The following is a 26021-nucleotide window of genomic DNA, read 5'->3' as shown; positions in this document are numbered from 1 at the left end:
CAAAGGCCACTGGCGGGCGGCACCAACAGATCATCTCATCTCTTCCCGGCGCTGAGCGTCAGAGCTGTGAGCCGCCGCCGTTCACGACGAGTTCGGGCGCCGGTGGCGTAGAAGGCGAGGAACACCACCGCTCTGGCGACTTCGACGGGGGTGCCCATGCACGCCGCAACCTCAGCCGTGCGAGCCGCCGGTGCCGGCCTGGGGATCGGCGCCCGGAGAGGGGGGACCGCCGGCGTCGGCGAAAAACTGCCACAGAGTGAAGACCGCGACGAGCTGGGCGAGCACATAGGCTACCTGAAGGGAGAAGTAGCGCATCTGGTACACGGACAGGAGCAGCCCGATACGGCTCTGCCAGTAACGTCGTTCACCGCGGAACGTCTCCAGGTCCATGACGATCCCGGTCACGGTCAAGACGAGGAGCATCGACACGGCGTAGAGGGCGAGGGTTCCCTGCCCCTGGTGCGCGATCCAGTTGCCGATGGCGTCGACGGCTATGGGCAGGGCGTACGCGACGGCGAGCAGAAGACTGCGTATCGGCCCCCGTCGCCCAGGGAGCCGGGACCAGAGCGCCCCCAGCAGGAAGCCGGCGGCCGCCCAGGTCGCCTCCCAGTACAGGACGCCCGCCACCGTGTTGGGGAGTCCGAACGCGTCGAAGAGAGTCGAGGCGAGGGCGTCTCCCCGGAACATGTCCGCCCAGACGATCAGGGCGGTTGCGGGCAGGCCGGCGAGCGCCGCGACACGGGCGGCGAGCCGGCCGTTGGCCCACCACGTGTCGTGCGGGCCGAGTGCGAGCGCGGCGTCGACCACGGAGACGTCGGCGGGCAGTCGGTCGGCGCCGGACGGTGACCTCCAGCGGTGTAGGCCCCGCAGTTCACGCTCGTACGCCCGCCGGGTGCGCGGGCTGTCGCCGGCTTGCCCCTGGTCGAGACGGCGCAGCTCCGAGTGGATTTCCCTGAACCTCCTGGCGCGGTCGAGCAGTTGTGCGCGCGCCGGCCCGTCGATCGTCTCCCTGAGCCGGGTGTGCGAATGGTGCAGGGGTTTGTCGAGCACTGCCTGCCCCGCGCAGCCTGCCAGGACGAGACCGAGGGAGGCGAGGTTCAGGAGGAACCAGAACCCGCTCAGGGAGCCGTTGCCGGCGTACGTGCCGAGGACCAGCCCGACCGTGACGGGGAAGAAGACGAGCAACCAGAGGACGTCGACCGGTGAGGGTTCCGACGTGGCGACCGCGGCCCGGGCCGCTCGCGCGCGGATCACGGCCAGCACCACCAGTCCGCACAACAGCCAGGTCTGGCCGAACCACCAGTCCTGACCGTTGGTGGCGAACCAGACGAGGTCGTTGCGGAGAACCTGAAGGTGCTGTGTCCCGTAGTCGAGCGCCGACCGGTCGCTCAGCCAGGAGGCTCGTTGCCAGTCGCGCTCGTACGCGGAGGCCGCCCACAGACTCATGAGGGCGACCACGAGCCCGAGCACGGGCGCCAGATACCGCAGGAAGAGTTCGCGCGGCTCGGGTGGGCCCCCGGGGGTCTTGGGCGGGCGCGCGGGGACGAGCCCCGCCGACCGGGCCAGCCGCCAGCCAGTCGCCACGTGCCCCATGAGCAGCAGCGTCAGGGAGCAACCCGTGCTCGTGAAGACGGCCAGCACGGCCCGGTCCGGAGCGTCCTCGGTGAGGAAGCCGCGCCCGGTCATTCCGAAGGTCTGGGGCCAGAAGGTCACCACGACGGCGGGTACGGCCAGCGCGACGCCGGCCAGCCGGACCGTGAGCCGCCGGGGCCGGCCGTAGCACAGCAGCATCCCGCCCAGCAGTACGTTGAGGAGGGGGGCGCTGTGGGCCTGCCGCTCCTCCCACGGGTCCGTCGGGAAGTGCCGGATCGAGACCTCGTAGTACAGGTTGTCGCCCGATCCGATCACCAGGATCAGCAGGAAGACCCCCGCCCACAGGACGGCCGCACGGATGGACCGGCGTTCCTCGGGCGTCACGATGCCCTCCTGCTGGGTGCGCCGGGTTGCCCAGACCAGCATGACCAGCAGCGACAGGCCCCAGAAGGCTCCGCCGACCCGGTCGGAAACGGAGAAGCGCAGCCGCTTGGTCTGGGCCGCCCAGGAGTGCTGCCACGCGGGGTCGACCGACACGTCGACCGCCGGCATGGCCCCCGATGCCGGTTTCCATACCAGACCGGACGGTGCCTTTCCGGTCGTCGGCCGTGGTTCCGCCTTGAGCGCGCTGGCCGTTCCCGGATCCACAACGACCGAGGACCATCGCACCCGCCGCAGAGCGGGAGGGGGGTCGAGCCGGACACGCCAGCGGTCGTGCCCCACCTCGACGTCCCAGGGGCCGACGTAGGTCATGCCCTCGTCGTCGGCCCAGGCGTACGTGTCGATCCGGACCTCTAGGCCGCCCTTCTGGGGGATGATCTCAGGAGGATGCGGGCGCCACTCGTCCCACCACTGCTGTTGCGGGTCGGGGCCCCTCGCCAAGCAGCGCATCGCCAGCCGGTAGCCCTCGGAGTCCTGGCCGAGGAGGAGTCCCGCGGCGTGCGACCACCGCGAGGGAAGATGGACGGTCAGCCGGCTGACGATCTTCGTCTGAGTCCGGTGCCGGTCGTCCAGCCGGACGGACGCGCTCGCCCGTGCGCCCGTGAGGCCGCCCACCGCGCAGACGTCGTCCTGCGCGTGCGCCGGTCCCGCGCCGGCTGACAGGCCCCACACAACGATCACCAGCGCCCATACCCAGGCCCTCAACGCCCGCCCCCCGCATCGCGTGTGCCGTCGGGAGCCATGATGAGGCGACGGTGATCGATCCCGCCAGCCTCTGCCGCCCCTGGCTACGCCCCCCAGTGGCCCCGCGCCCGTTTCCCCCTCTGTGGGACGACCCTGAGCTTGCGTGTTCACCTCCGCGCGCGGAGGAGGTTTCGTGGCCCCTGGCAGACTGCCCGCCATGGACACCGAAGCGTTCTGGCGCGCGCTCGACGCCGCAAAGGACAGTGACAAGCCGCTCGATGCGGCAGTCGTCGACCCTCTGTCGGCCCGGCCGGCAGAACAGATCCTCGCCTTCGAACACCGCTTCTCCCGTCTCCGCGATGCGGTCTACCGCTGGGACGTATGGGCGGCCGCCTACCTCATCGGTGGGGGCTGCTCCGATGACCGGTTCAGACCGTGTCCTATGTGGTGAGGCGGATGAGGCGCTTGTAGCAGCACAGGGCGGCGGCGAAGCCGAGAAATGCCAGGTAGTTGCGGGGGTCGCGTTCGTAGCGGGGGCTGAGTCTGCGGTAGCCGGAGAGCCACGACATGGTGCGCTCGATGACCCAGCGACGTCGCCGTAATCGTTCGCTGGACTCGATGCCCTTGCGGGCGATGCGGACGCCGATGCGCTTGCCGCGGAGCCATCTGCGCAGGTCGGCCCAGTCGTAGGCTTTGTCCGCATGCAGGCGTTGTGGCTTGAAGTACCGGCCCCTATGAGGGTCGTGTCTCGTTTGGTGACCCTCGACCATGGGCTTCAGCCCTTCGCTGTCATGGGTGTTGCCGGCGGAGACGCCGACGAGGAGGGGCAGTCCGTTCGCGTCCGACAGGACGTGCATCTTGGAACCCGGCTTGCCCCGGTCCACGGGGCTCGGACCTGTGTGTTCGCCCCCTTTTTGGCCCTCACGTGGGCGGCGAGCACGACGCGGGTGACGTCGATGAGGCCGGCGTCGTCGAGTTGGTGCAGCACGGCCTCGTGAAGCCGACCCCAGAGGCCAGCTCTGGACCAGATGAGGAACCGGCGGTGGGCGGTCGACTCCGAGATGCCGAAGCACAGTGGCAGAGCCCGCCATGCGCAGCCGCTGACCAGGACGTAGATGATGGCCGCGAACAGCGTCTCATCAGGCGTGTCCTGCGTTCCACCGCCTTGCGGACGCACCCGTGACGGAAGGATCAGCGGCTTCGCGATCTCCCACAGGCCGTCCGGAACTATCCAACTCCACGTACCCCGCCCCATGAACTGACCAACAACCGCCCCACCACATAGGACACGGTCTAAGTTGAGCCTTCAACTGTCGTGCTATGATCACGCCTCGACGCCGACGGGCAATGATCCACCTCCTCGCACGCCGCCCGAGCCGAGCACCCCAAATCCCTTCGCCGGACCGGCCGTTGAGACGCCATGCCCGCGCTCGCCCCGTGTGTGGACGCACGCGTACGTGTTCACCGCTCCGGCACGGGGCCGAGGGGCCTCCTCGGACAGCCGGGCTTCCGCCGCGTCACCGACCCGCACGCCGCGATCTCGCCATGCAGTTCCGAGGAGAGCCATGAACCGTCCAGAAGTGTCGATCAAGCAAGCGCGGCTCGCCGTGGGCCCCTTGAGCGTGCTGCTCTTCGCGCAGACGACGTTCTGGCTCCTGTACGACGTCGCCGACCGCGGCCTGCCGCACATGTGGTCCGCGTGGACCAACGGCCCAGTCTCCGGGCTCTCGGCGACGACCGCACTGGACTTCGGCCTGGCGGCGCTCCAACTCGGCGCCGCCTGCGGACTGGTGCTGCGGATACGGGGCGCCGGGGGCCTGCTGGTGACCGCGTGCGTCACGACCGTGCTGTTCCGGACGCCGGTCGTCTGGTACATGCTGCTCGACTCCGAGTCGGACCCCTGGTTCGGCGGCCTGGAAGGTCCCTCACTCACCGCGGTCGGCGTCAGTTGCCTCCTCGCGATCCTGGTCGCCGTCGCTCTGGGCGGCCTGCTGTTCCGGGTGCGCGGGCTCGAGCGTGACGCGGCCGCGGCCGCGGAGGAGGAGAGCCGCTCCGGCGCGATTCGCCCGGTGAAGGTCACGGCCTCGGCCTCGTGCACCCTGCTCGCCGTGCTGAACGTCTTCTACATCTGCCGCAACGTCCTGACGGCCGTGGAGGTGGGGCCCCGCGCGCTGGCGGATCTCCTCGTCGGCAGGGGGGTCGGCCGCGCGGTGCTCGGTGTCTCGTCACCGTGGCAGTGGGCCTGTCTGACCGTCCTGTGCGGAGTGGGCATGGTGCTCGCCGCCAAGCGCCGGCCGAGCGCGACCGGGTTCTCCGTCGGGCTGGCCCTGTTCATGATGCCGATCGCCTTCACCAAGCTGTGGGGCCTCGCCGGGACCGCCGACCTGCTGGCCTCCCCGCTCAACACGGTGCAGTCCGTCTTGGAGTTGGCGGGCTCGGCAGCCGTGGTAGCCCTGATCGTGGCGGACGTCCGCCGTGACCGCCCGGCGCCGCACGCCGTCCTCGAACTCACCCCGCCGCCCACCGGGGCGGACCCGGAGGCGCAGCGGGCCGACGCCGCCACGAGCGACGCCTGAGCGCGCAGACGCCGGTCCGGACGCCCGAGCGTCCGGACGCACGACCGTCCGGCGCGCCCGCCGAGCCGTTGCCCGGGTGGCGGGGCGGACACGTGGTCATCGCCACGGGTCCGCCACCGACCGGCGCCCTCCGCGACACAGGAGGTGTCCGAACCCACGATGCCGGTGCGCTGAGGGCGGCCGGATTCGGCAGCCCCGAGACGCTGCGACGCACCTTCGTGGCCCGGCTCGGTGTCTCACCAGGCCACTACCGAGCCCGGTTCGCCACGACGCACTCCGACCCCCGCCGAACTCGGACACCAGCCGCCGGCCGGAACGGGACCGCCGGCACTCCGCCGACTCCGACGCCGCACGAAGTGCCACAGTCCGCCGAGCGCGACCGCTGACCAGCGCTCGGCAGCCCCCTTGCCCCTGCCTGCGCCCGGCGAGCACCGGCCAAACGAGCCTTCGCGGGCCCGCCGTAGGGAGCTCTGAGAAAGTGGGGCCCGCCATCGGGTGTGCCGGTGCTGTTCTGCGGTGGTTCGACATCCGGCCGATGGCTGGAATGAGCGGCGAGGCCGTGGCACGGGCCGGCGTTCGCCTCCTGGCCGCCGACCGGCCGGGCCTCGGGGTGTCCGACGCGACGCCCGGGTGGACGCTGAGGGACTGGGCCCGCGACGTCCGCGAGTTCGCCCTCGCCCGAGTGACGCGACGCCCCCGGCCGACGCGGAGTGGGAGCCGGGGCGTCGCCGGCCAAGCCGGTCCCGGCGCGCGGGTGCCGACCGGTCGCGGCCGGGCCTTGGACGGCCGGACAGCGCCGATCGCGTCACCCACGACAGCGCACGGTTCGATGCGGCCTGCCGTAGGCGTGGCGCCCCGCCGCAGGCGGCGCGGAGGGAATGCCACGAACACTGCCGCCAGGCTACCCCCGGCAGCCGGGACTGTGGGTCACAGCTGCCGCCTCGACGGCCGCCGGAGCTGGTCACCGGCCCGGATGGTGGTCGGCCTCCGCGGTCACTTCGCGAAGGACGCCGCTCAGCCGCTCGGAGAGAGTGAGGACGTCGTTCATGCTGGTGATGTAGAGGTCACGCTTGCCCTCGTCGATGGCCTGTCGGCAGTTCGTGCCGATCAGCCGGCCCTGTGCCGGCAGCGTCGGCCGCTGCCGGGCCACGTCGGGATCGGGCACGGGGAAGTACGCACCGAGCCGCTGGGCGGCCGTCCGCAAGGCCAGGCAGTGCGGGCGTATGACGCGGGCCGCATAGCCGCGGTCGGTGAAGGCCTTGTCGTCCTGGAGGGCCTTCATGATGTTCAGCACTTCACCGGTCATCTTGACCAGCAGCTCTCTCCCCCCGAGACGCAGCCAGGCGTCCGTCTGGAGGGCGAGCACCTCCTCGGAGGGCCTGGTGTTCTGTGCCGGGACCAGATTCTGGCGGGTCAGCGAAGTACGCGCGCCGGAGTGTCCGCCGGTGCCCACGGGGAGGCTCGCCGCGGTGATCAGGGTGAGCGCGGTCAGGCAGACGGCCGCCACGGCCGCCTTGCGAGTCAGGGCGCGGGTGCGGGCTCCGGACCGCGCGGGACGGAGGCGCGTACGCCGGCCGCGGTCACCGGCGGCGTCCGGGCGCGGCCCGCGCGGTAACCGCCGTACCGCCGTGGCGACCACGGCCATGAAGACGGAGACGAACAGCGCCAGTCCCAGCACGAGCGGCAGCAGCAGCTCGGTCAACGGCCAGGCGCCGCCCGGCAACCAGGCGCAGGTGGTGCCCAGGGTGGCCAGGGCGCTCACGCAGCCGTCGGCCGACAGCAGCAGGAAGGCCGCGGTGACCCCGGCGAGTCCCGCCGTCCCGGCGGCGACGGCCGCGGCCGGCACCGGAAGCCGGGGTGTCACCGAGCCGGTCACCGCCGCCGTGGCCACCACCACTCCGGCGAGCACCACGAACAGCCAGGCCACCACCAGCAGGGCCTGCTGTCCCAGCGGCTGCCCGGCCGGCGGCCGCACGGCGTGGATCCGGGCCAGCACCACCACGACCCCCAGCCAGGCGCCGCCGGCCCCGAGGACCGTGGCCACGGCGAGGCGCCGGAACGACGGCAGCCGCCCGGCCCGCCAGACGGCGCCCTCCACCGGCGGCAGCGCACGGACCGCCCACGCCGGTGCGTTGTTCGCCGCCCCGCTCCCCCACGCCAGCAGGGGCAGCACCCACAGGGCCGTCACCGCCCACAGCAAGGGGTCCTGCTTCCACGGCAGGACCAATGTCAGCACCACCGCGATCACCGTGAGTGTGCTCGCGCCGAGCGCGGGGCCGGGCAGGTCGTGTTGGAGTGCCGCGCGGATCGCGGGCTCCGAGAACGGCCAGCCGGCCGCGAAGACCCTGCCGCTGCTCTGCCACCAGTCATACGTCAGGGCGAAGGTGACCAGGGTGGCCGTGAGACCCGCGGCGAAAACCGGCCGCAGGCGGCTTCCCCGCCAGCAGTGCAGTGCGAGGTCGGCGAACTGCGCCGTCCAGCAGGTGACGACGACGCTGATCACGACGAGCAGTGCGAACACCTCCGGGTGTCTGGGCAGCACCCGCCACCCGGAGACACCGCCGGTCAGCACCTCTCCGAGGACGAGTCCCGCCCCCAGCCACCACCCGGCGCGCAGTCCCGAGGGCGCTCGAACGCCCGTCAGCACGGCCCGGGCCGCCGCACGCCACAGGTTCACGGCGACCGTCGTCGCGATCAGACCGGCGACCGTGGCAGCCGCCAGACGCACCACCCACCCGGCTCCGAAGCCGTAGAGCTGTCCGGCGCAGATCGAAGCGGTCGCACCCGTGAGGAACAGGGTGAGCGCGGAGGAGTGGAACAGTTCCTCCGCGTCGGCGAGCGCCCGTCTGCGCCGATCCCAGCTGGGGTGACTCCGCCACGCGGCGGCCAGGGCCCGCGCGGCGCGGCCGAGCCTGCCATGGTCCGGGGCCGCGGACTCGGTCGCGCCGCCCCAGCCCGCCGGGTCGGCCCCCCACCTGATGGCGTCGGCGTCGGCGTACAGCTCGCGGGCGCGCAGGATGTCGGCGCGTGTCAGGAAGACGAGGGCGATGAGCACCGCTGTGGACGCCGCGTCGCGCGAGGTGGCCACCAGCGACGGCGGACCGAAGACCGCCGAGGATAGGGCGTCGCGCAGGGCCAGCGCCGTCCAGACCAGGTAACCCGGAAGGACGGCGAGCAGGAAGACACGCCACAGGGCCACCGTCGCGTAGGTGATGTCGACGTCCCGGTTGTGGATGTGGGCCAGCTCGTGCAGGACCACGGCGCGGAACCTCCGCGCGTCGCTGTCACGGATGGCGACGAGGCCGCCGTGCAGGCAGACGACGTGGCGGCGCCACCGTCCGAAGACCACGGCGCTCACCGTACGTGCCGCGGGCGACACGACGAAGCGCGGCCGCCGCGAGAGACCGGCGACGCCGACGAGTTCGTCGAGAACGGCGCCCAACTCGCCGTGTGGGTCGATCACTTCGACCGGCACGAGCCTGCGGCTGCGCTGCTTCCACCTGGGCAGCGTCCAGTAGAGGACGCCGGCGGCCAGCACCAGTGCCATGACGGCGGCCGGCACCGGCCAGGGGGAGGCGTGCGTGACGAAGCGGTCCACACATGCGCGGAACGCCTTGTCGGACCGCAGCGTGGCCAGGCTCGCACCCAGAAAATCGGCCCGCGGATCGGATCCGGAGGCCAGGGCGCAGCCCGAGGCCATGTTGCGGGGGTCGGCCAGCGAGTGGAAGACGGCCGACGCCACGGTGGCGCTGCTCGTCACGAAGAGGGAGATGAGCAGGAGGAACCGCGGTCCGGTACCGGCGCCGAGGAGGCGTTCGTCCATGCGCCCGGGAAGGGGTGACGGTGCCGTGTCCGTGCCCTTCTCCGTGTCGGGGTCGGGGCTCATGCGCGGCCGCCCCGATCACCCCGGTCCCTTGCGCGGCCGGCCGAGGTACCGTCGTTCGCCGGGGTGGCCCGGTGTGGGGCGCCATAGTCCGGTCCCGGCTCGGCGTCGTCGGGTTCCGGTTCGGTGTCCTCGTTCAGTTCCGGCTCGGCGTCGTCGTCTGGTCCCGGTTCGGTGCCGTCGTCCAGCCGAGGCTCGACGGGTAGTACGAGCCGGGCCACGACCCGTTCGGCGAGCGCCTCGGCCGCCTCGCGCTCCAGCCCGCTCTCCACGGCGAGCTCCGCCACCCGCGACCGCACGGCTTCCAGTTGCTCGGATGTCAGAGGCGGGAGCAGGCGGGACTGTACAGGCTGGGCCGGCCGGCGCCTGATCCGGCGCAGCCACGGACGCGCCCGCCGGCCGGCGGAGGCGACGGTGGCGGACACCATCTGCCGTGCCGCTTCGTCCAGCGCCATCCACACCACGGGAGTCAGCAGGGTCGCGGCCTCGCCCAGCCCGAATCCCAGCGGGTCTCGGTGCCGACCCCGCGCGAGCCGCCGCAACGCGGTGTCGTCGTCCACCAGGAGCAGGGCGTCGAGCAGGATCAGCTCATGCGGCGCCAGCTCGCCGACGACGTCCCGGACGACGTCTCGCACCGGTGTGCCCGCAGGCGTTTCCGGTCGCCCGTTCATCACATCCCCCGTTGTCACGTCCGTGCACCAGGTCCAAGGTAATGCAGGAGGACGTCGGACTTGCCGAAATCGCTTGCGGCGAGGCCAGGTTGACGTGAATCGCCCCGGGCGTCGAGCGCCTCCTGGACGAGCGGACGGACTGTCGGCAGTGGATCGGACTCCGGCCAGAGTCCGGTATCAGAGCCCGCCGATGGCGTGCCGGCGACCAGACCCGACTCCTCTGCGGGAGAGCGACCGTGGGCATCCTGCTCATCGCCGGCTTGTGGCTCGACGGATCTGCCTGGGACGCCGTCGTGCCGGAAGTCACCGCGCTGGGCCACCACCCCGTGCCGCTCGCCCTCCCGGGCCAGGGCGACGGCGCGGCCTCCGCGACGCTTGACGACCAACGGGCCGGTCCGGGTCGGGCGTGGGGGTGGGTGGGCGGCGGGCGGGAAGTGGGCCCAATGGGCGGTGTCGAGGCGGTAGCCGGGCTCCAGACCCGCACGGTATTCGGCTCGCTGATGTCCAGGCAGTGCATTGCGATGGCAGCGGCCACGATCCGGTCGTCCAGGTACTTGAGGAGCTGGGACCGTGGTCGGCAGGGGATCGGGGCGGCCGACACATGCCGACGACCGTAGCCAGTCAGTTGTAGTCAGCCGGTTCCCTTCACACAGAAGACCGTGTCCTGACACAATCGGGGCACTGCGGACACAGAGGGGGGCGGGGTTGTTAGGCGGAGGGGTCCACGTTCTTGAGGTTTCGGTGTCGGATCCGGGCGAGCTGCGGTCGCTCCGCGAGCATCTGCGCCGAGTTCCCGGAGTGGAGATCATTCAGCTTCCAGGAACGCTTGCGGACGGGGAATTGGGCGCCTGGGATGTGCTCCAGGTGGTGGCCGCCGGCAGCGGGGCGCTTGCGGTGGCAGCCAGGACGCTTCCCGCATTCATCCGGTCCCGCCGTTCCAACGTATCGGTCACCGTAAAAACCGCAGACAGGACGGTGACCATAACCGTCGACAACGTTGATGACGTGATGCCCGTCGTCGAGAAGGTGTTGGATGCCTGACGCCCTGGACGGCGACTTCTCGCGGTCCCGGGCCGTCTTGATCGGCACCTGGGATTACAGCAACCTAGGGGCGGTGCCAGCGGCCGAGCACAGTTTTGACCGGATGCGGGACTTACTCACCAGCCCGCTGTGCGGCAGCTGGCCTCAGGAGCGAGTGTCGGTCATCGGCAATCGGGCCAGGCTCGGTGAGCTGCCGCACGAGCTGGTGTTGTGGTTGTGCGACGCAGTCGATGTCGCGCTGTTCTACTACGTGGGCCACGGCCAGTACGACAATGACGACAGGCTCTGCCTCGCGCTGGGCGACTCCAGCCCCGACCCAGTCCTGCGCACCACCACCAGCCTCACCTTTGACGCGGTTCGCCTCGCTTTCCGGGCCAGCAAGGCGGCCACAAAGATCGCAATCCTGGACTGCTGCTTCGCAGGTCTGGCGGCTGGCCAGGATAGCAAGTTGGCCGGCGCCCCAGACATGCCGCGTTCACCGGGCTTCTACTTGATGATGGCCAGCGGTGAGTTCAACACAGCCTGGTTCGAGACCACGACGGATAGCCCGCGCCCCCAGACCTACTTCACCAAGTACCTGGTCGACATCATCGAAGGCGGTATCCCGGACCAGCCAGCCGGGCTTACTCTTGGTCCGATCTTCGACAAGGTCGCCGACGCGTTGGTGCGCGACGGTAAACCCGCCCCAGGCTGCCGTGTCAGCGATCATGCAGCTGACTTCGTATTCGCCCGAAACCGTGCAAATTCAGCAGTGTTCAGCGCGGCGCCGACAGCGGCTGACGATGCGATGACGGCACCGTACTCCGATATGGACGCCGATGAGATGTACTCCGCCGCCTACAGGCTGGAATCGGACTGGAGTAACGGACTGAAGAATCTAGTCAAGGTAGAGGCACTGTACCGCAAAGCCGCCGAGTCGGGGCACACCGATGCGATGAGCCGATTGGGTCTTCTTCTGGAAGGCCGAACACGCGCCTTGCTTGACGGGAGTTCGCCCGACGAGCCGCTTGATGGAGATATCGATGCGGCAATGTATTGGTATAAGAAAGCGGCACGGTGCGGAAATATCTTCGGAGCATTTTGGCTTGGGCAACTTTATGAGGACCGACTGGGGAACTGGCCTGAAGCGCTGAAGTGGTACCAAGTCTCCGCCCGCGGCGGCCACGAGGGCGCACAACGAGCATTGGACGGATTGCGACAGAGACAGGCCCTGGGACTCGGCCCACTGGCCCACGCGCATGCTTGCGAGGGGAAAGATCGTCAGACAGCGCGGCCGAAACTGCACAGCAGAAAGGACGACATGGGTAAAGAACGAATCCCTGGGCATGGCGAACTCCTCGTCAAGGTAATGTCCGGTGAGGCAACACAGGACGAGGTGGCGCGGCTCGGTGAAAATTATGAGCAATGGTTGGAGCAAGAGTGGGAAGGGGATCAAAGTCGCGCACTTGCCTTTTGCGTCGAGGCACTGGTAGAGGCTTTCGGTGGCCCCCGCGGTGAATGGGGAACGCTGACGAAGGAGGAAGGCGTCGCCATCCTTCAGTTCTTCACACTCTCGTTCCTTCCTACTCGGTCCAGCCGTGACGAGGACGCCTGCAGCCTCCGGGACGTGGTCCGCAATGGAGGAACAACGCTCCGCGATTACGCTCATAAAGTCATGTGAATCGCCGCCCTCGCCTGTCCAAGAGGCGCTGGGGCCGCGGCGGCCGGGGCGCCGGTGCTGCCGCTGGACCGGGCACCGGAGGCGGCAGAGCAGTGGGGCGTGCGGCTGTGCTCGCTGTGCGGCGCGGCCGTCGAACTGGACCCCGCCTCAAGGGCTTCGAACACGGGTGCGGCGAACCGTAACCGGCGGCGTCGGGACGGCGTTGAACGAGGCATTGCGTGCATCAATCCGACCCCCGCGGATACGCGAGCGAGCCCGGACCAACTGGTCCGGGCTCGCGGGCTTGAGGAACGGGCTGCTACAGGTCCGAACTCCACGTGCTCGATGTCCGTGAAACGGACCTCCTCCAGCTGACCGGCGCGGCGGCCGCTGTCCTGGAAGTAGACCTCACGGGGCGCGTCGGCGGCGATCTGCTGGAGCCGCTGGTCGCCGGCGCCGGCCTCCTGGGCGTCGCAGAGACGGGCAGCGTACTGCGGGCCCAGCGCCATGGTGAGGTGCCGGAGCAGGGACTCGTCGGTGGAGCCGATCGGCCCGGTGTGGCCGAGCCGGGCCCGGGTGTCGATGCCGATGCCGCCGGTGATCGCCGCGCGCTCCTTGGCCCGAACGCGGATCTGTGGACACCAGCGGCTGAAGCTTCCCGAAGCCGGGCGCTTCAGCGAACACCGTCGGGCTTCGGACCGGTCCGCGGCGCAGCCTCCCGGGCGCAGAATGAGGTCGACGCGACTGACCGGCTGCCGCCGAGCAGGGGGGCCTTGCTGTTGCGGACCCGCACGCGTAGTCGGTGGCGAGTTGATACCGCCATCCGGCACGGGTGCCGTACACGGTCGCGTCCGTAACGGTCCGGGGCGACGAGGTGGGCCGCGTCGACACAAAGGCTCCTGGCATCGAGACGTCACCCCCCCCCCGGCCGCGCGGTCGTTCGGCAGCCGGCGAGCAGCAGTACGAGGGCGCCGACGCAGCGCGCGATCTCGAAGCCGAAACGGCGGACGTCTGCCTCTGGACTCGGGGAAAGCGGGTCACGGCGGCAGGCCGTGCCGTGCCGGGGAGTGATGTCGAGGGGAGTGAGAGGGCCCCGCAGCCGCCTCCCGTGCAACGCGCTGGCCGGACGGCAGGTCGAGGACCGGCTGAGTGCGGCGCCCCATCCATCATGGCGCCCGCGGAAAGCCCTTCGACCACGGCTGTCTCCTGTTGCTCAACGCCGACCGGGTCGAGGGCCGTCAGGGCTCCTTTCCCGCAGGACGCTCAGCCGTCGCCGGTACTCGTCCTCGTCGATCTCCCCATGGGCGAAGCGATCGGCAAGGAGCTGTTCTGGGGAGGTTCCCGGCAGCCGGCTGCCGGCAGGGTCGCGGTCCTCTCCCGGCCTGGCCAGAGAGCGGTACAGAAGAACACCGAGGGTAATGATCAAGGCCCAGAAGAGGACCATGCCGACGGACATGGCGAACCAGCCCCATCCGCCGTGGCCATACCAGAATCCCACGATGGCTCACCTCCTGAAGGGCGCCGGGAGCAACGGGGCCGGTGCCTGTGGCTGCCGAAGTGTCTGCTCCTCAGACGTACCGCCGACCTTCCCGCACGTCCTGAGCCGGTCGGACCAACATGAGGGGCCGGTGGTCCCCTATCGAGGTGGCGCTGACCCAGTGAGGTGGTCCTGCGGGGCTTTCTGCCGCTCCCCCGGCAGGGTCACTCGGCCCGCACAGTGCCCGGTCAGCCCCTGTGCGGCCGGGCCCCGCCGCTGGACGCTGGACGCGGGATCGTCCGGAGGGAGAGGTCGTGATGACCGGCATCCAGGAAGCCCCGGTGCACGCCCTGCTGGCCGACGGGACCACTGTCCGCATACGGCCGGCGGGTCCGGCGGATCACGAAGAGGTGCAGCGGCTGTACGAGGAGATGTCACCGCAGAACCTGCGGTTGCGGTTCTTCTCCCTCAACCCGGCCTCCGCCCGACAGGCCGCCGACCGGGTGGTCAAGGGCGAACGCCCCGGCTACCGCGCGCTCGCGGCCGAGTGCGGTGGGCGGCTGGTGGGGCTGGCCGAGTACCAGGTGCTGCCGGGCGGCGGCACGGCGGAGATCTCCGTGGCGGTGGCCGACGACTGGCACCACCGTGGTGTGGGCACCCTCCTGCTGGAACACCTCGCGGACGCCGCACGTACGGCCGGGATCAGCGCGTTCAGCGCCGATGTGCGCGCGGCCTCCAGGAGGAGGGTCAGGTCCGCACGGTCCCGCAGCCGGATCAGCCGCCCCGGATCGAGGTCGCACTCCGCGAGTACGGTGCCGGCGGGAAGGGCCTCTCCGCGCCCCCTCGCGCGGGACAGCACCGCCGGACCGCCCCCTCGTCGTACCGGCATGGATCGCCGACCACGACGGCGGCGACACGCGGGGGTGGGCGGCCCCATCCGGTGTGTGGCACCGGCACGGATCGGGTCTGCCGGCCCCAGCCCGGCGACACGCCGCGCGGTTTGAGCCGAAGGGCCCATGGCCGGGGTCCGGCCGGCCCGTGGCACCGGCTTCCGAGGGAGCGCACGCTGGGATCGAGAGCCCAGGAAGGGAGCCGGTGCGATGACCTCCGGAACCACCATGAGCACGGCGCTTGAGCCCGTGCACCGCGAACGGCTGATGCGCCTCGCCCGCGAGGTCTCCTTCGAGGCCGGGACCCGTCTGTTCGAGGAGGGCCGGCATGCCGACCGCTTCTGGATCGTCCGCACCGGAACCGTCGCCCTCGATCTGCACGTGCCCGGCCGACACCCGGCCGTGGTCGAGTCGCTCGGGCACGGCGAACTGGTCGGCTGGTCCTGGCACTTCCCGCCGTACCTCTGGCACCTGGGCGCCGAGGCAATGACTCCGGTACGGGCCTGGGAGTTCGACGCCGAGGCGGTGCGCGCGATGTGCGCCGCCGATCCGGCGTTCGGACGGGCTCTGGCGGTGTGGGTGGGATGTGTGGTCGCCCAGCGGCTGCACGCCACCCGGGTCCGGCTGCTCGACCTGTACGCCCCCTACGGCAGCGGTGACCTGGTGTGACCGCGCACCCGCGCCTTCCGGCCGAACGGCAGAGGGAAGAGAACGATGAGAACGAAGAGAACGAAGAGAACATGGACACCAGCCCGCACCGGGTGAGTGACGTGATGACGCGGGCCGTCGTCGCGGTGGGCCGCAAGGCCCTGTTCAAGGACATCGTCGAACGCATGGAAGAGCGGAAGGTCAGTGCACTTCCCGTGCTGGAGGGCGACGGACGGGTGATCGGGGTGGTGTCCGAGGCGGATCTGCTGCCGAAGGAGGAGTTCCGGGACAGCGACCCGGACCGGTTCACCCAACTGCGTCGGCTGTCCGACCTGGCGAAGGCCGGGGCGGTGCGCGCGGAGGAGCTGATGAGCTCCCCGGCCGTCAGTGTTCATGGAGACGCCACGCTCCCCGAGGCGGCACGGATCATGGCCTTGCGGCACGTCAAGCGGCTCCCCGTGGTGAATGCCGAGGGCGTCCTCGAAGGCGTGGTCAGTCGCGGGGATCTGCTGAAGGTGTTCCTGCGTCCCGACAACGATCTGGCGGACGAGATCCGCCGGGACATTGTCGACGTTCTCTTCCCGGCACCGGTCGAGCCCGTGCACATCGTCGTCAGCGACGGCGTCGCGACCCTCACGGGACGCGTCCGGGACGCCGCACGGATCCCGCTGGCCGCGCGCCTGGTCAGGGGTGTGGAAGGGGTGGTGGGCGTGGACTGCCGGCTTGCCGCCGCCGGCTCCGACGCCGGGTAACGCCCTCAGCGGCGACCCGATCGGCGTTCATTGCAGCATCTGACCTTCCGGCTCGGCCTCTTCCGCCGGGCCGCTCCCGCACCAGTCGGGGTCGACCTGATCCCACTCCTGGTCCCACTCGGCTGGGCCGCCGCCGGAGCAGTCGCGCCCGCCACGACGGCACCGGTCCCACGAGGGCACCGGTCTCAGCACCCGTCTGCAGCCGGCGGCTCACACCGTCCGGCGGTCGTCGTAGCCGCTGTCGGCAGGCGGGCTCCCGGCCACCGCGCCGGTGAGAACGGCGGACGTGTGTCCCGGCGCGCCGCTCAGTACCACCGACCCCACACCGGCATCAGCGGCCACCCACCAGCCAGCCGCGTCACCAACCTGTCCGAACAGCACACCTAGCGCCGCCAACACCCGCCAGGCCTCCGCGGAGGACGAGGGCCCGGGTGACGAGCACGATCGCAGGCCTCGACGTCCCTTCGTCGGCAAGCGGTCGGCGGTCATCAGGCAGGGGCCGTCGGCCGCGAGTCCGGCAGGTCGGGGTCGAGATCCGGATGGCGGGGCGGGTCGGTGAGCGCGCAGTGCACGTTCACCACGCCCGGCACGGCGCGCGCGAGGCGGGCGGCGAGCGGTATCACGGCCGTCTCGCGCACTCGGCCAGTGAGAGTCACGACACCGTCCCGCACCTGGATCCGGACGGTTTCGGCGTGCGCGCCGAGGAGCGGCGCGACGACCTCGCACCTCACTTCTTCGGCTATGTCCGCGTCATCCCGGAGAAAGACCTTCAGCAGGTCGGACCGGCTGACGATGCCCCGGAGGGTCCCATCGTGCCCGACGACCGGCAGCCTCTTCACCCGGGTGTGGGCCATGACGCGTGCGGCGTGGGCGAGGGGGGCGTCGGGTGCCACGGTGACGGCCGGAGCGGTCATCAGCTCACCGGCGGTCACCGCATCGCCCTTGACGACGTCGGCGACGTGCCGCACCAGCCCATGATGGCCCGAACCGCCTTCGCCGTACTCCTCCTTGGGCAGCAGGTCGGCCTCGGAGACGATGCCGACGACGCGTCCGCTGTCATCCAGCACAGGGAGGGCGCTGACCCGCCACTCCTGCATGGTCCGCACGATGTCCTTGAAGGCCGCCCGCGCGCGCAGGGCGACGACCCTGCGGGTCATCACGTCGTTCACGACGGTGGGAGTGCCGCTCATGGCGTCCTCCAGGGCGCAGTGCCGTAGTGGGACACCTTCAGGCTGCACCGGCGAGCGTTGTTCGGACATGGGCCGAGTGGCCCGTTCCCGAGCCGCCGGCCCCACCGTTCCGTCTCCTAGGAACGGGGAAGAGGCACCCGCCAGCGCACCAGGGAGCCGCCTTCATCAGGGCTGGACACATCGAGGTGCCCTCCCAGCTGTTCCGCCCTCTCGGCCATGTTGCGCAGCCCGCTGCGCCGACCGGAGGGCGGGATACCGACGCCGTTGTCCGAGACCGTCAGGGAGACCTCGCGGCCGTCGGTCGTCAGGACGACCTGTGCCCGGTCGGCGCGAGCGTGCCGGGCGATGTTGGTGAGTGCCTCGGAGAGGACGGCCACGACCTGGTCGGCGATCTCGTGCGGCACGTCCGTGTCGACGAGGCCTTCCATGCGCACGCTGGGCGCGAATCCGAGCACCGGGGCCTCCTCCCCGACCATGCGCACGACCCTGGCTCGCAAACCGGCGTCTGCGCTGCCCTCGCGCGCTCGCAGCCCGAAGATGGTGGTGCGGATGATCCGGATGGTCTCGTCCAGGTCGTCCACGGCCCGCAGGACGCGCTCGGACGCCTCCGGATGCTCAATGAAGCGGCCCGCGCTCTGCAGTGTCATACCGGTGGCGAAAAGACGCTGAATGGCCAGGTCGTGCAGGTCCCGGGCGATCCGGTCGCGGTCCTGGAGCACCGCGATCCGCTCGGCGTCCTCGCGACGCTCGGCCAGTTCCATGGCGATGGCGGCCTGCGCGGCGAAGCCCCCCAGCATGTCGGCCTCCTGCCCCGAGAACACCGGCCGGCCCGCTTCACGGGCCACCAGCACCGCGCCTCGTACGCCGCCTTCCCCGGTGCCGATCGGGACGGCCACGGCGGGGCCGAGTCCGTGGAAGCGCGGAGGTTCATGGGAGATCCGCCGGTCCTGATGCACATCGTCACTGATGACCGGAGCAGCCGCGGAGAAAGCAAGCCCCATCAGTGTCCCCGACAGGGGGAGCACCAATCCCTGGTGCACCGTCGCGTCCACGCCCACGGCGATCTCCACCGTGAGAGAGTCCCGCACGGGCAGCGCGACCGCCGCCAGCGCCGATCCCATGATCTCGCGGGCCCGTTCCGCGATCAGTTTGAGGGCCTCGGCGCGTTCACTGCCGGACATCAGGCAGTGCGTGATCTCTGCGTTCGCCCGCAGCCACCGCTCCCGCAGCCGGGACTCCTCGTACAGGCGGGCGTTGTCGATCGCCACGCCGGCGGCCACGGCCAGCGTGGACAGCACCGCCTCGTCCTCCTCGTCGAACTGCACACCGCCGCGTTTCTCGGTCAGATACAGATTGCCGAAGACCTGGTCGCGGACCCGGATGGGAACGCCCAGGAAGCTGTTCATCGGCGGGTGGTGGGCCGGGAAACCGTACGAGGCCGGGTGTTCGGAGATCTTCTCCAGCCGGAGCGGCTCCGGGTTCCGGATCACTTCACCGAGGATGCCGTGGCCCTGCGGGAAGGGGCCGATCGCAGTGATCTGCGCCTCGGTGACCCCGATGGTGTGAAAGGCCGACAGGGTGGTGCCGTCGGGACCGATGACCCCGAGGGCGGCGTATTCCGCGTCGACCAATACGGCGGCGGCCTCCACGATCGAGCGCAGCGCCTGCTCGAGGTCGAGCTCCCGGCCGACGGAGAGGACCGCCTCCAGCAGGCTGTGCACCCGGTCCCGGGTGCCACGGGCCGCGTCGATCCGGGCCTGCAGCTCCTCCAGCAGCTCGTCGAGCTTCAGCTCCGGCAGCCGTACACGGTGCTCTTCCGAGTTCGCCACGACGCTCCTTCATGTCCCCACGTACGCACGTCCGGACGGTCGCGGTCACCACCCACGGTAGTCGCGCCCTGCGAGAAACGGCAGCACGCCCGCTCCATGACGGAAGGACCGTTCGTACCCAGAGGCGCGCACAGGGCCGGTCGGCCCACCCGTGGGGACCGGGTGCACCTGCCCCGGCGCGTGGCTTCGTCCCAGGCTGGGGGTACAGAGGCCGCACAGCCGAGGAGTCCGCTATGTGTACGACTTCCAGGACGGTGGCCGTGACCTGGCCGACCTGCTCGGCGGCAAGGGCGCGAACCTGGCCGAGATGACCCGGCTGGGGCTGCCGGTACCGCCGGGACTCATCGTCACCACCGAGGCGTGTCACGCCTTCCTGACCTGCGGTGAGGAGCCGGAGGGCCTCTCTGTGGACGTTTCCAGGCACCTGTCGACGCTGGAGAGGGCCGCAGGGCGGCTGCTCGGGCAGGCGGATGACCCGCTGCTGGTCTCCGTCCGCTCGGGGGCCCGGTTCTCGATGCCCGGCATGATGGAGACCGTCCTGGACATCGGGCTGAACGACGCATCCGTGCTCGGCCTCGCCAAGGCGTCCGGCGACGAGCGCTTCGCCTGGGACTCCTACCGCCGGCTCGTGCAGATGTACGGCACGACGGTGATGGGCGTCGACCAGGCCCTCTTCGACGAAGCCATGACCTGGTTGAAAGAGGCTCGTGGAGCCCCCGACGACCTCCGTCTGGATGCCTGCGACCTGGCCTGGCTGGTGGAGGCGTACAAGCGGCTGATTCGCGACCGGACCCATCGGTACTTCCCGCAGTCCCCCGCCCGGCAGCTGCAGGAGGCGATCCTCGCCGTCTTCCGGTCCTGGAACGCCGAGCGCGCCCCTCTGTACCGGCGGCGCGAGCGCATCCCGGACGGCCTGGGCACCGCCGTCACCGTCCAGCGCATGGTGTTCGGCAACCTGGGCACGGACTCGGGCAGCGGTGTCGCCTTCACCCGCGACCCGGCCACCGGGCGGCCCGGCCTGTACGGCGACTACCTGCCGAACGCCCAGGGCGAGGACGTGGTGTCGGGCGTGCGGGACGTCGTGCCGCTGTCCGAGCTCGAGCGGCTGGACCCACGCTCGTACCGGCAGCTGCGCGAACACGCGCGGACGTTGGAGCGGCATTACCGCGACCTGTGCGACATCGAGTTCACCATCGAGCGCGGAACGCTGTGGATGCTGCAGACCCGGGTGGGCAAGCGCACCGCGGAAGCCGCTTTCACCATCGCCGCCGAGCTGGTGCAGGAAGGTCTGATCAGTTCGGACGAGGGCCTGGCGCGGGTGAACGGTGACGGGCTGGCCCTGCCTTTCCCTCGGGTTCGTAAGATCAGCGGAGACGAGCAGGCCGAATCTGTGCTGGTGACAGCGGTGCAACGGTCCAGGAGGCGTCCGCGACAGTGTCGCGGACGGGCCTCTAGATTTGAGGGCCGTCGAAGCCCCAGGGCTCCCCTCTTTGACTCACGATGCACGGTAGCGACGAGCTGTCCACGCTGCTCATTGCTTCACACCCGGAGTGTGCCAATCGGCGAACCAAATCGGCACGAGTCAAGTACGGTCATGGCACATGGAGGCAGAAGAGGTTGAGCGAGTAGTTCGAATGGCGCACAAGGCTTCCGCCCGGGTGGTCGATCGGATGGAAGGCGACGAGGCAGAAACTCGGAAAGCGATGGACGCGTATGCAAAGCGTGCCGCGTTTAACGACATACTGGACGAGTTCGCCGCCAGCATGGAGGGCATTTGGGCTGCATGTGCCGAGATGACCTCCCCCGACTACGTCCATCCGTACATCGACATTCCCCGCTTGCAGTTCGCCCTCAGCTCGCTCCTCGAAACCCGATCCACGCCCTTCGGAGTGCCTCTTTTCGAGCTGGTGTACACGGGCAGAGCGCACCTCGCCGTTATCGTTGCCGAACTTGACCGACGTGAGCTTGATTCTGCTCCAATCGGCTCGCGCCCGCCTGGCCCAGGGTTTTACCAACGTCAGCAGGCTCGTGCCGAGGCCGCTGCTGAGGAACAGCGCCGCGTCACAGCGCGACCAGGAGGGAACCCGGCGAATGGCGACTCGGTTCCCGGGACGGTCAGCCCCTACGACGATCTACGCGAACCGTGGTATCGCCGTCTGCTGGGCCGGAACCGGGGCCGACGGTAGGCCACGGTGACTGGGCTGGTCCAGAGCGCCCTCGGCGGCGGGCGCGCCTTGCTGGTCGGCTGGATCCTGCCCAGCCTGATCAATGTGCTGATCTTCGGGTTCGTGGTGGTGCCGAAGCTCAGCAGTTTCACCTCGCTCGAGGCCGAGAAGGGCCAGGCCGCGATCTTCGGCCTGGTCGCCACGGCGGTCCTCGGCCTGGTCCTTGCCGCCCTGCAGACGCCGCTCTACCGCGTCCTTGAGGGATATCGCGGCTGGCCCCGGTGGCTTGCCCAAGCACGGCGTCGACATCATCTGGCCCGCAAGCACCTGCTGCGCAATCGCGTGGACGCCCTGGCCCTGACAGATCAGGAACGAGCAGGTCATCTGGCCGCTACCGACGAGTCCGCGCTTGCCGCCTTCCGTGCCCACCCGATCATCAGCCGCTACCTGACTGCGGACATGCGCAAGGGCGATGCCTGGTTCGCGCTCCTCAACGAGCAGCTGCACCGATACCCCTTGGACGACCGGCAGGTCACCCCAACGCGGCTCGGCAACGCGATCCGACGGTTCGAGGAGTATGGCTATGACCGCTACCGACTCGACTCACAGGTGCTCTGGCACGAACTCAACGCCGCTGTCCCCGACATGGCACGCCAGCAGACCGACGAAGCCCGGATGAGCGTCGACTTCTTCGTCAGCTTGCTCTACGGGCACCTGCTCGTCGTTGCGGCTGCCATCGCCGACCTCGCTCTCGGCAACGCTGCGCGCCCCTGGCTGGTGGCCGCAACCATTGCGGTTCTGCCGCCGCTCACACTTCTTTGGTATCACCTGGCGGTCGTGGCCACCGACGAATGGGCAGGCGCGGTCCGGGCCATGGTCAACCTTGGCCGACACCCCTTGGCCTCCGCGCTCGGACTCACGATCCCTGACGGAGTCGAGGAGGAGCGCGCCATGTGGCACCTGGCCAGCGATCTCGTCCGCAGCGGCTTCCACCCGGGACAGACCGCGCTGGACACCTACAGGACCGCCCTCGGGGAGTCGAGCGCCAGAGGCGAGCCGACACCCACCCAGCCGACACTGCCCGCGGCTCGCCCGTCTCCAGCCGCAGACGACACATCGCCAAGTTAGGGCGGGCCATCTGGCGCATGACGGGCATCGCCCTTGCGCCTGCTGTTCCTGGTGATCACGCAGTCTCCGTTCGCGCTTGCAGTGATCGTGGTGGCGCAAATCATCCTGGACCGCTATCACGCCGCGAAGTACCCCGATCTGGGCGCGCAACCTTTTGGCGTCGGACTCGCGCCGGGTGCCGTGAGCCGATGTGCAGAAGAACCAGGGCTCGCCGGTGGCCGTTCCGTCGGGCCTCGCGAACACCCTCGTCATCATCGCCGACAACACGGTGCACCCTGCGATCAACGCGACCGCGCTGGCGGTGGCAGCGATGGGGCAGTCAGCGGTTGACCTGGGTTATCAGCTCGCGATTGGCCGCCCGCGCCGCGGCGAGGTCCTCGTCCCGCTCGGCGAGTTCTGCGCGGAGGTCGAGGATCTGCTGTTCCAGCTCGGTGACCCGGCGGGTGAGCGTTTCGACGTCCGTTGGGGCGCCGAGGCCGGAGGCTTCCCAGGCCGCCTGCCCCAGGGTCTCGGAGAGGCGTCGTTCGAGCCGGGTGATGTGTGTGGACAGGCGGCTGTTGCGGGCCGTGAGGTTCGCGACGTCAGCCAGCAGGGACTGGCGGCTGACCTGCGTACTCGCCGTTGTGCCGGGCGGGGGCTCGGCTGCGCGGGCAAGAACGGCCGCGTGCAGCTCGTCGTGACGGTGAATCAGGCCGCGGTGAACGCCGGCCGCGCGGGCGACCGCGGAGACGCTGATCTCCTCGCCGTCGGCGGCGAGCTGGTCCAGGGCTTTCAGGACGCGGGACCTGCGGCGTTCGGAGTCCGCGGCCCGCGCCTTGGCCAGGTGGTCCGGTGATGTCGTCATGCGTGGCGCTCCAGTCGCAGGTTCGGCTCCGGGGCCCGGATGCCGGGCATGCCGAGGGACACCGTGCGGGTCTTGCGCAGGGTCCGGGTGGCATCCTTGATCTGTTCGCGTTCGTCGTCGGTGAGCCCTTCGAGGTCGGTCTCGACACGGCGGATCAGGGTGACGGATGCGCTTGATCTCCTCTTCGGACGGGGTCGATTCGGTGCGGGCCCAGTCGTCCAACTCGGTCGCGGCTGTGAGGCGTTCACGGTCTCGCAGCAGCGTGTCGAGGTAGGCCCGCAGCTCCGGCAAGTACGACGGGTCGGTGCGGAAGTGATCGCAGCCGACGCATCGGAACCGGAACGGGCAGCCGAGGCCGCCGGCCTTGACGTTCGTCGGCTCGACGCAGATGCCATAGGGGACGGACACCTGGCCGATCCGCAGGCGGGCGTGTTCGTGCTCCAGGAGCTGGCGGGCCTGGGTCCAGATCCGGTTTCCGTGCCGGTCGAACTGGTGCGAGACGAGCTTGTCGACCGCAGCCCGGGTCCGCTTCTCCGTCACCCGATAGTAGGTTTGTGTAGTTTGCAACGATCTATGCCCCATTAGCTCACGAAGCACTGGCCGCCGACGGGCAACCGGACGCGCACTACGTGGAGTTGCTCGCCGCGGTGAACCGGATGCACGAGGAGAACCCGATGCTGGGCCTGCGGGGCGTGCGGCTCGGCCTGGTGGTTCCCAGCCTGGTCGCGATGCAGGTCCGGGCGATCGCCGAAGCGGTGGTCGAGCGCACCCGGGCGGGTGGCTCCCCGCGGGCGGAGATCATGGTGCCGCTCGTCGGCGCCGTCGAGGAACTGCGGCTCGCCCGCGAGGAGGTGGCGCGTGTCCTGGCCGAGGTCGGCGAGGAGACTGGCGTACCCGTCCCCTGCCCCGTCGGTACGATGATCGAGCTGCCCCGGGCCGCTCTCACGGCGGGGCGGTTCGCCGAGGAGGCGGAGTTCTTCTCCTTCGGCTCCAACGACCTCACCCAGACCACCTGGGGCTTCTCCCGTGACGAAGTGGAGGCCGCGTTCTTCGCGGCCTACCTGGACAGGGCGTCTTCGCCGCCTCACCGTTCGAGACGCTCGACCGTGACGGGGTGGGCAGGCTGGTCCGGATCGCGGTAGAGGAGGGTCGTGCGGCCCGCCCGGATCTGGAGACCGGCGTGTGCGGAGAGCACGGTCCACTTCTTCCACGACGTCGGCCTGGACTACGTGTCCTGCTCACCGTTCCGGGTGCCGGTGGCGCGCCTTGAGGCCGGCCGGGCCGTGCTGGGGAGCACGGGCTCCAGTGACAGCAGGTGAGAAGAGGACCCGTACTCGGGAAGAAGCTCAGCCATGACCCACGACCACGAGCCGGCGCACCGGCGCGTCGACCTCGACCAAGCCGAGGCACTGCGGTTGTTGGGCAGCGTGTCACTGGGAAGGATCGTCTTCACCCAGCAGGCACTGCCCGCCGTCCGTCCGGTCAACCACGTCTTGGACAACGGCGACATCGTCGTCCTCACCCACGAGGGTGCCGCTCTCGCCTGGCAGGCCCAGCAGTCCGGTGGCTCGGGCGTCGTCGTGGCGTACGAGGCCGATGCCATCGACCCCGACACCCACCTCGGTTGGAGCGTCGTCATCACGGGTTTCGCTCGCCTGGTGGACGACTCGACCGAAGTGACCCGCATTCAGGGGCTGTTGTAGCCCCGGGTGCCGGTGGATGGAAGGGGGCAGGCGGTACGCATCCACCCCGAGCTGGTCACCGGTGTCCTGCTCACGGATACGGGCGGCGCGGCGAAGGCGACCGGCTGACGCTCGGTGTGCCCTCGCAAGTGCGGGCGGTACGAGTATCGAATGCGTGCTCCTCCCGCCCGCACCGTGAAACGGCGTACCAGTTCACACGGAGATCCGGCGTCCCGTGACCATGCCGGGTTCGATCCGCAGCCACAGGTCACGCTGACCGCCTGCCCATGGCTTGCTGTGTGCCTTCTCGGCGTAGCGGCGCTGTTGCCGGGGGTCCGTGACCGCCCGCGCGACGCCGCGCACCACGACGCTCCAGCCCCGGCTGAACGCGTCGTCGATCCGGTCGACCTCGAAGGCCACCGGGCGGCCGTCGGCCGACGCCGGTGCTGCGCCGGGCGCTGTCCGGATGACGATCGCCTCGTCCACGACGCTGTAGTTGACCGGCACGATCTCCGGCCCCGTCCCCATGACCACCGCCAGCCGCCCGACTCCGTGCGAGCCCAGCAAGGCCCGGCACTCGCCGGTGGTCAACGCGGTGAAGCGAGGCTCGCGGGCGGCGCGCCCAGGCCCGGGTGGCACGTCGACGGCGCCGCCGGTCGGTCACCGTGGTGCCCAGTACCTCGGCCAGCCGGTGCAGCACGCCGGAGCGGGGTGCGGCGCCGGGATACTCCTCCAGGTATCGCAGGTAGCTGACGGCCAGGCCCGCGCGGGCAGCCGTCTGCCGCCGCGTCAGCCCGAGTCGGGCTCTGCGGGCGGCCAGGCGACGGCCCAGGTCGCCCAGCGGCACCTCCGCCGCCGCACGTGCGCTCGTGTGCTCGGTCATGGCCG

The 26021-nt window shown here is 70.3% G+C and carries 16 protein-coding genes and 7 pseudogenes; 13 read left to right on the top strand and 10 right to left on the bottom strand.

Going from position 1 to position 26021, the window contains the following annotated elements:
- Positions 1-171: 171 nt before the first annotated feature.
- Positions 172-2715 carry a DUF6185 family protein gene (locus ABZV94_RS01570; protein ID WP_356336034.1) on the bottom strand — a complete coding sequence of 848 codons (2544 nt, stop codon included), beginning with the start codon at positions 2713-2715 and terminating at the stop codon, positions 172-174.
- A 220-nt stretch (positions 2716-2935) separates the two neighbouring features.
- On the opposite strand from ABZV94_RS01570, the gene ABZV94_RS01565 reads away from it, so the two are divergent.
- Positions 2936-3169 (top strand): DUF4240 domain-containing protein, encoded by a 234-nt coding sequence (locus ABZV94_RS01565; RefSeq protein WP_356336032.1) that lies wholly within the window; start codon positions 2936-2938, stop codon positions 3167-3169.
- Here the strand turns inward: ABZV94_RS01565 and ABZV94_RS01560 are convergent.
- Positions 3159-3973 (bottom strand): IS5 family transposase gene (locus tag ABZV94_RS01560; RefSeq protein ID WP_356336030.1). Its coding sequence is split into 2 segments (ribosomal slippage): positions 3159-3634 and positions 3634-3973, totalling 816 coding nucleotides; the frame shifts between segments, so codons are not numbered across the junction. The two genes, ABZV94_RS01565 and ABZV94_RS01560, sit on opposite strands and share 11 nt — an antisense overlap.
- Before the next feature lie 310 nt (positions 3974-4283).
- Here ABZV94_RS01560 and ABZV94_RS01555 point away from each other — a divergent pair.
- Entirely contained in the window at positions 4284-5294 is a 1011-nt protein-coding gene (locus ABZV94_RS01555) for a hypothetical protein (protein WP_356336029.1), read from the top strand.
- Between the two features lie 961 nt (positions 5295-6255).
- On the opposite strand, the gene ABZV94_RS01550 is transcribed toward ABZV94_RS01555, so the two are convergent.
- Both ABZV94_RS01550 and ABZV94_RS01545 read right to left on the bottom strand, forming a co-directional pair.
- Positions 6256-9180: a M48 family metalloprotease gene (locus ABZV94_RS01550; protein ID WP_356336027.1), complete on the bottom strand. Its 2925-nt coding sequence runs from the start codon at positions 9178-9180 to the stop codon at positions 6256-6258.
- A complete protein-coding gene (locus ABZV94_RS01545; RefSeq protein WP_356336025.1) occupies positions 9177-9812 on the bottom strand; it encodes a hypothetical protein in 636 nt (211 codons plus the stop codon). The genes ABZV94_RS01550 and ABZV94_RS01545 overlap by 4 nt, the downstream gene beginning before the upstream one ends.
- A 272-nt stretch (positions 9813-10084) precedes the next feature.
- Between ABZV94_RS01545 and ABZV94_RS01540 the strand changes: the two are divergent.
- From ABZV94_RS01540 to ABZV94_RS01530, 3 genes and pseudogenes are all read left to right on the top strand, one after another.
- Positions 10085-10234 (top strand): annotated as a pseudogene (locus tag ABZV94_RS01540) (alpha/beta hydrolase); the annotation flags it as partial.
- 184 nt (positions 10235-10418) lie between these two features.
- On the top strand, positions 10419-10889 hold the full coding sequence (locus ABZV94_RS01535) for a hypothetical protein (RefSeq protein ID WP_356336023.1): 471 nt from the start codon (positions 10419-10421) through the stop codon (positions 10887-10889).
- Positions 10882-12549 carry a caspase family protein gene (locus ABZV94_RS01530; RefSeq protein ID WP_356336021.1) on the top strand — a complete coding sequence of 556 codons (1668 nt, stop codon included), beginning with the start codon at positions 10882-10884 and terminating at the stop codon, positions 12547-12549. Before ABZV94_RS01535 ends, ABZV94_RS01530 begins: the two co-directional genes overlap by 8 nt.
- A 308-nt stretch (positions 12550-12857) precedes the next feature.
- On the opposite strand, the pseudogene ABZV94_RS01525 reads toward ABZV94_RS01530, so the two are convergent.
- Together ABZV94_RS01525 and ABZV94_RS01520 are read right to left on the bottom strand one after the other, a co-directional pair.
- Positions 12858-13175: pseudogene (locus ABZV94_RS01525) on the bottom strand (XRE family transcriptional regulator); the annotation flags it as partial.
- Positions 13176-13741: 566 nt separating this feature from the next.
- Positions 13742-14026, bottom strand: a complete 285-nt coding sequence (locus tag ABZV94_RS01520; RefSeq protein WP_356336020.1) for an SHOCT domain-containing protein — start codon at positions 14024-14026, stop codon at positions 13742-13744.
- Between the two features lie 296 nt (positions 14027-14322).
- Here ABZV94_RS01520 and ABZV94_RS01515 point away from each other — a divergent pair.
- From ABZV94_RS01515 to ABZV94_RS01505, 3 genes and pseudogenes are all read left to right on the top strand, one after another.
- Positions 14323-14745 (top strand): annotated as a pseudogene (locus ABZV94_RS01515) (GNAT family N-acetyltransferase); the annotation flags it as partial.
- A gap of 360 nt (positions 14746-15105) precedes the next feature.
- Positions 15106-15564: a cyclic nucleotide-binding domain-containing protein gene (locus ABZV94_RS01510; RefSeq protein ID WP_356336018.1), complete on the top strand. Its 459-nt coding sequence runs from the start codon at positions 15106-15108 to the stop codon at positions 15562-15564.
- 71 nt (positions 15565-15635) lie between these two features.
- The gene (locus ABZV94_RS01505; RefSeq protein WP_356336016.1) at positions 15636-16295 is read left to right on the top strand and encodes a CBS domain-containing protein; all 660 of its coding nucleotides are present in this window, start codon (positions 15636-15638) and stop codon (positions 16293-16295) included.
- A 488-nt stretch (positions 16296-16783) separates the two neighbouring features.
- Here ABZV94_RS01505 and ABZV94_RS01500 read toward each other — a convergent pair whose 3' ends face one another.
- A complete protein-coding gene (locus tag ABZV94_RS01500) occupies positions 16784-17485 on the bottom strand; it encodes a CBS domain-containing protein (protein WP_356336014.1) in 702 nt (233 codons plus the stop codon).
- Between the two features lie 116 nt (positions 17486-17601).
- Positions 17602-19314 carry a GAF domain-containing protein gene (locus ABZV94_RS01495; protein WP_356336012.1) on the bottom strand — a complete coding sequence of 571 codons (1713 nt, stop codon included), beginning with the start codon at positions 19312-19314 and terminating at the stop codon, positions 17602-17604.
- Positions 19315-19510: 196 nt separating this feature from the next.
- On the opposite strand from ABZV94_RS01495, the pseudogene ABZV94_RS01490 reads away from it, so the two are divergent.
- The 3 genes and pseudogenes from ABZV94_RS01490 to ABZV94_RS01480 form a co-directional block, all read left to right on the top strand.
- Positions 19511-20668, top strand: a pseudogene (locus ABZV94_RS01490) (PEP/pyruvate-binding domain-containing protein); the annotation flags it as partial.
- Between the two features lie 247 nt (positions 20669-20915).
- Positions 20916-21500 carry a hypothetical protein gene (locus ABZV94_RS01485; RefSeq protein ID WP_356336010.1) on the top strand — a complete coding sequence of 195 codons (585 nt, stop codon included), beginning with the start codon at positions 20916-20918 and terminating at the stop codon, positions 21498-21500.
- Positions 21501-21506: 6 nt separating this feature from the next.
- The gene (locus ABZV94_RS01480) at positions 21507-22607 is read left to right on the top strand and encodes a hypothetical protein (RefSeq protein WP_356336008.1); all 1101 of its coding nucleotides are present in this window, start codon (positions 21507-21509) and stop codon (positions 22605-22607) included.
- A gap of 319 nt (positions 22608-22926) precedes the next feature.
- On the opposite strand, the gene ABZV94_RS01475 is transcribed toward ABZV94_RS01480, so the two are convergent.
- Entirely contained in the window at positions 22927-23451 is a 525-nt protein-coding gene (locus ABZV94_RS01475; protein WP_356336007.1) for a DUF6262 family protein, read from the bottom strand.
- Between the two features lie 632 nt (positions 23452-24083).
- Here ABZV94_RS01475 and ABZV94_RS01470 point away from each other — a divergent pair.
- Positions 24084-24770, top strand: a pseudogene (locus tag ABZV94_RS01470) (putative PEP-binding protein); the annotation flags it as partial.
- A gap of 33 nt (positions 24771-24803) precedes the next feature.
- Positions 24804-25262: pseudogene (locus ABZV94_RS01465) on the top strand (pyridoxamine 5'-phosphate oxidase family protein).
- 84 nt (positions 25263-25346) lie between these two features.
- Here ABZV94_RS01465 and ABZV94_RS01460 read toward each other — a convergent pair.
- A pseudogene (locus ABZV94_RS01460) lies at positions 25347-26016 on the bottom strand (pyridoxamine 5'-phosphate oxidase family protein).
- Positions 26017-26021: the final 5 nt, after the last annotated feature.

This window comes from Streptomyces sp. NPDC004658 (assembly GCF_040609555.1).
Classification (GTDB): Bacteria; Actinomycetota; Actinomycetes; order Streptomycetales; family Streptomycetaceae; genus Streptomyces.
The sequence above is the reverse complement of the archived record's forward strand: the minus strand, read 5'-3'. Positions and strand labels throughout refer to the sequence as shown.

Coding starts and splice junctions, on each gene's coding strand:
- ABZV94_RS01565 (WP_356336032.1), top strand. CDS start 2,936: ATGGACACCGAAGCGTTCTGGCGCGCGCTCGACGCCGCAAAGGACAGT.
- ABZV94_RS01555 (WP_356336029.1), top strand. CDS start 4,284: ATGAACCGTCCAGAAGTGTCGATCAAGCAAGCGCGGCTCGCCGTGGGC.
- ABZV94_RS01550 (WP_356336027.1), bottom strand. CDS start 9,180: ATGAGCCCCGACCCCGACACGGAGAAGGGCACGGACACGGCACCGTCA.
- ABZV94_RS01530 (WP_356336021.1), top strand. CDS start 10,882: ATGCCTGACGCCCTGGACGGCGACTTCTCGCGGTCCCGGGCCGTCTTG.
- ABZV94_RS01510 (WP_356336018.1), top strand. CDS start 15,106: ATGACCTCCGGAACCACCATGAGCACGGCGCTTGAGCCCGTGCACCGC.
- ABZV94_RS01505 (WP_356336016.1), top strand. CDS start 15,636: ATGGACACCAGCCCGCACCGGGTGAGTGACGTGATGACGCGGGCCGTC.
- ABZV94_RS01500 (WP_356336014.1), bottom strand. CDS start 17,485: ATGAGCGGCACTCCCACCGTCGTGAACGACGTGATGACCCGCAGGGTC.
- ABZV94_RS01485 (WP_356336010.1), top strand. CDS start 20,916: ATGGAGGCAGAAGAGGTTGAGCGAGTAGTTCGAATGGCGCACAAGGCT.
- ABZV94_RS01475 (WP_356336007.1), bottom strand. CDS start 23,451: ATGACGACATCACCGGACCACCTGGCCAAGGCGCGGGCCGCGGACTCC.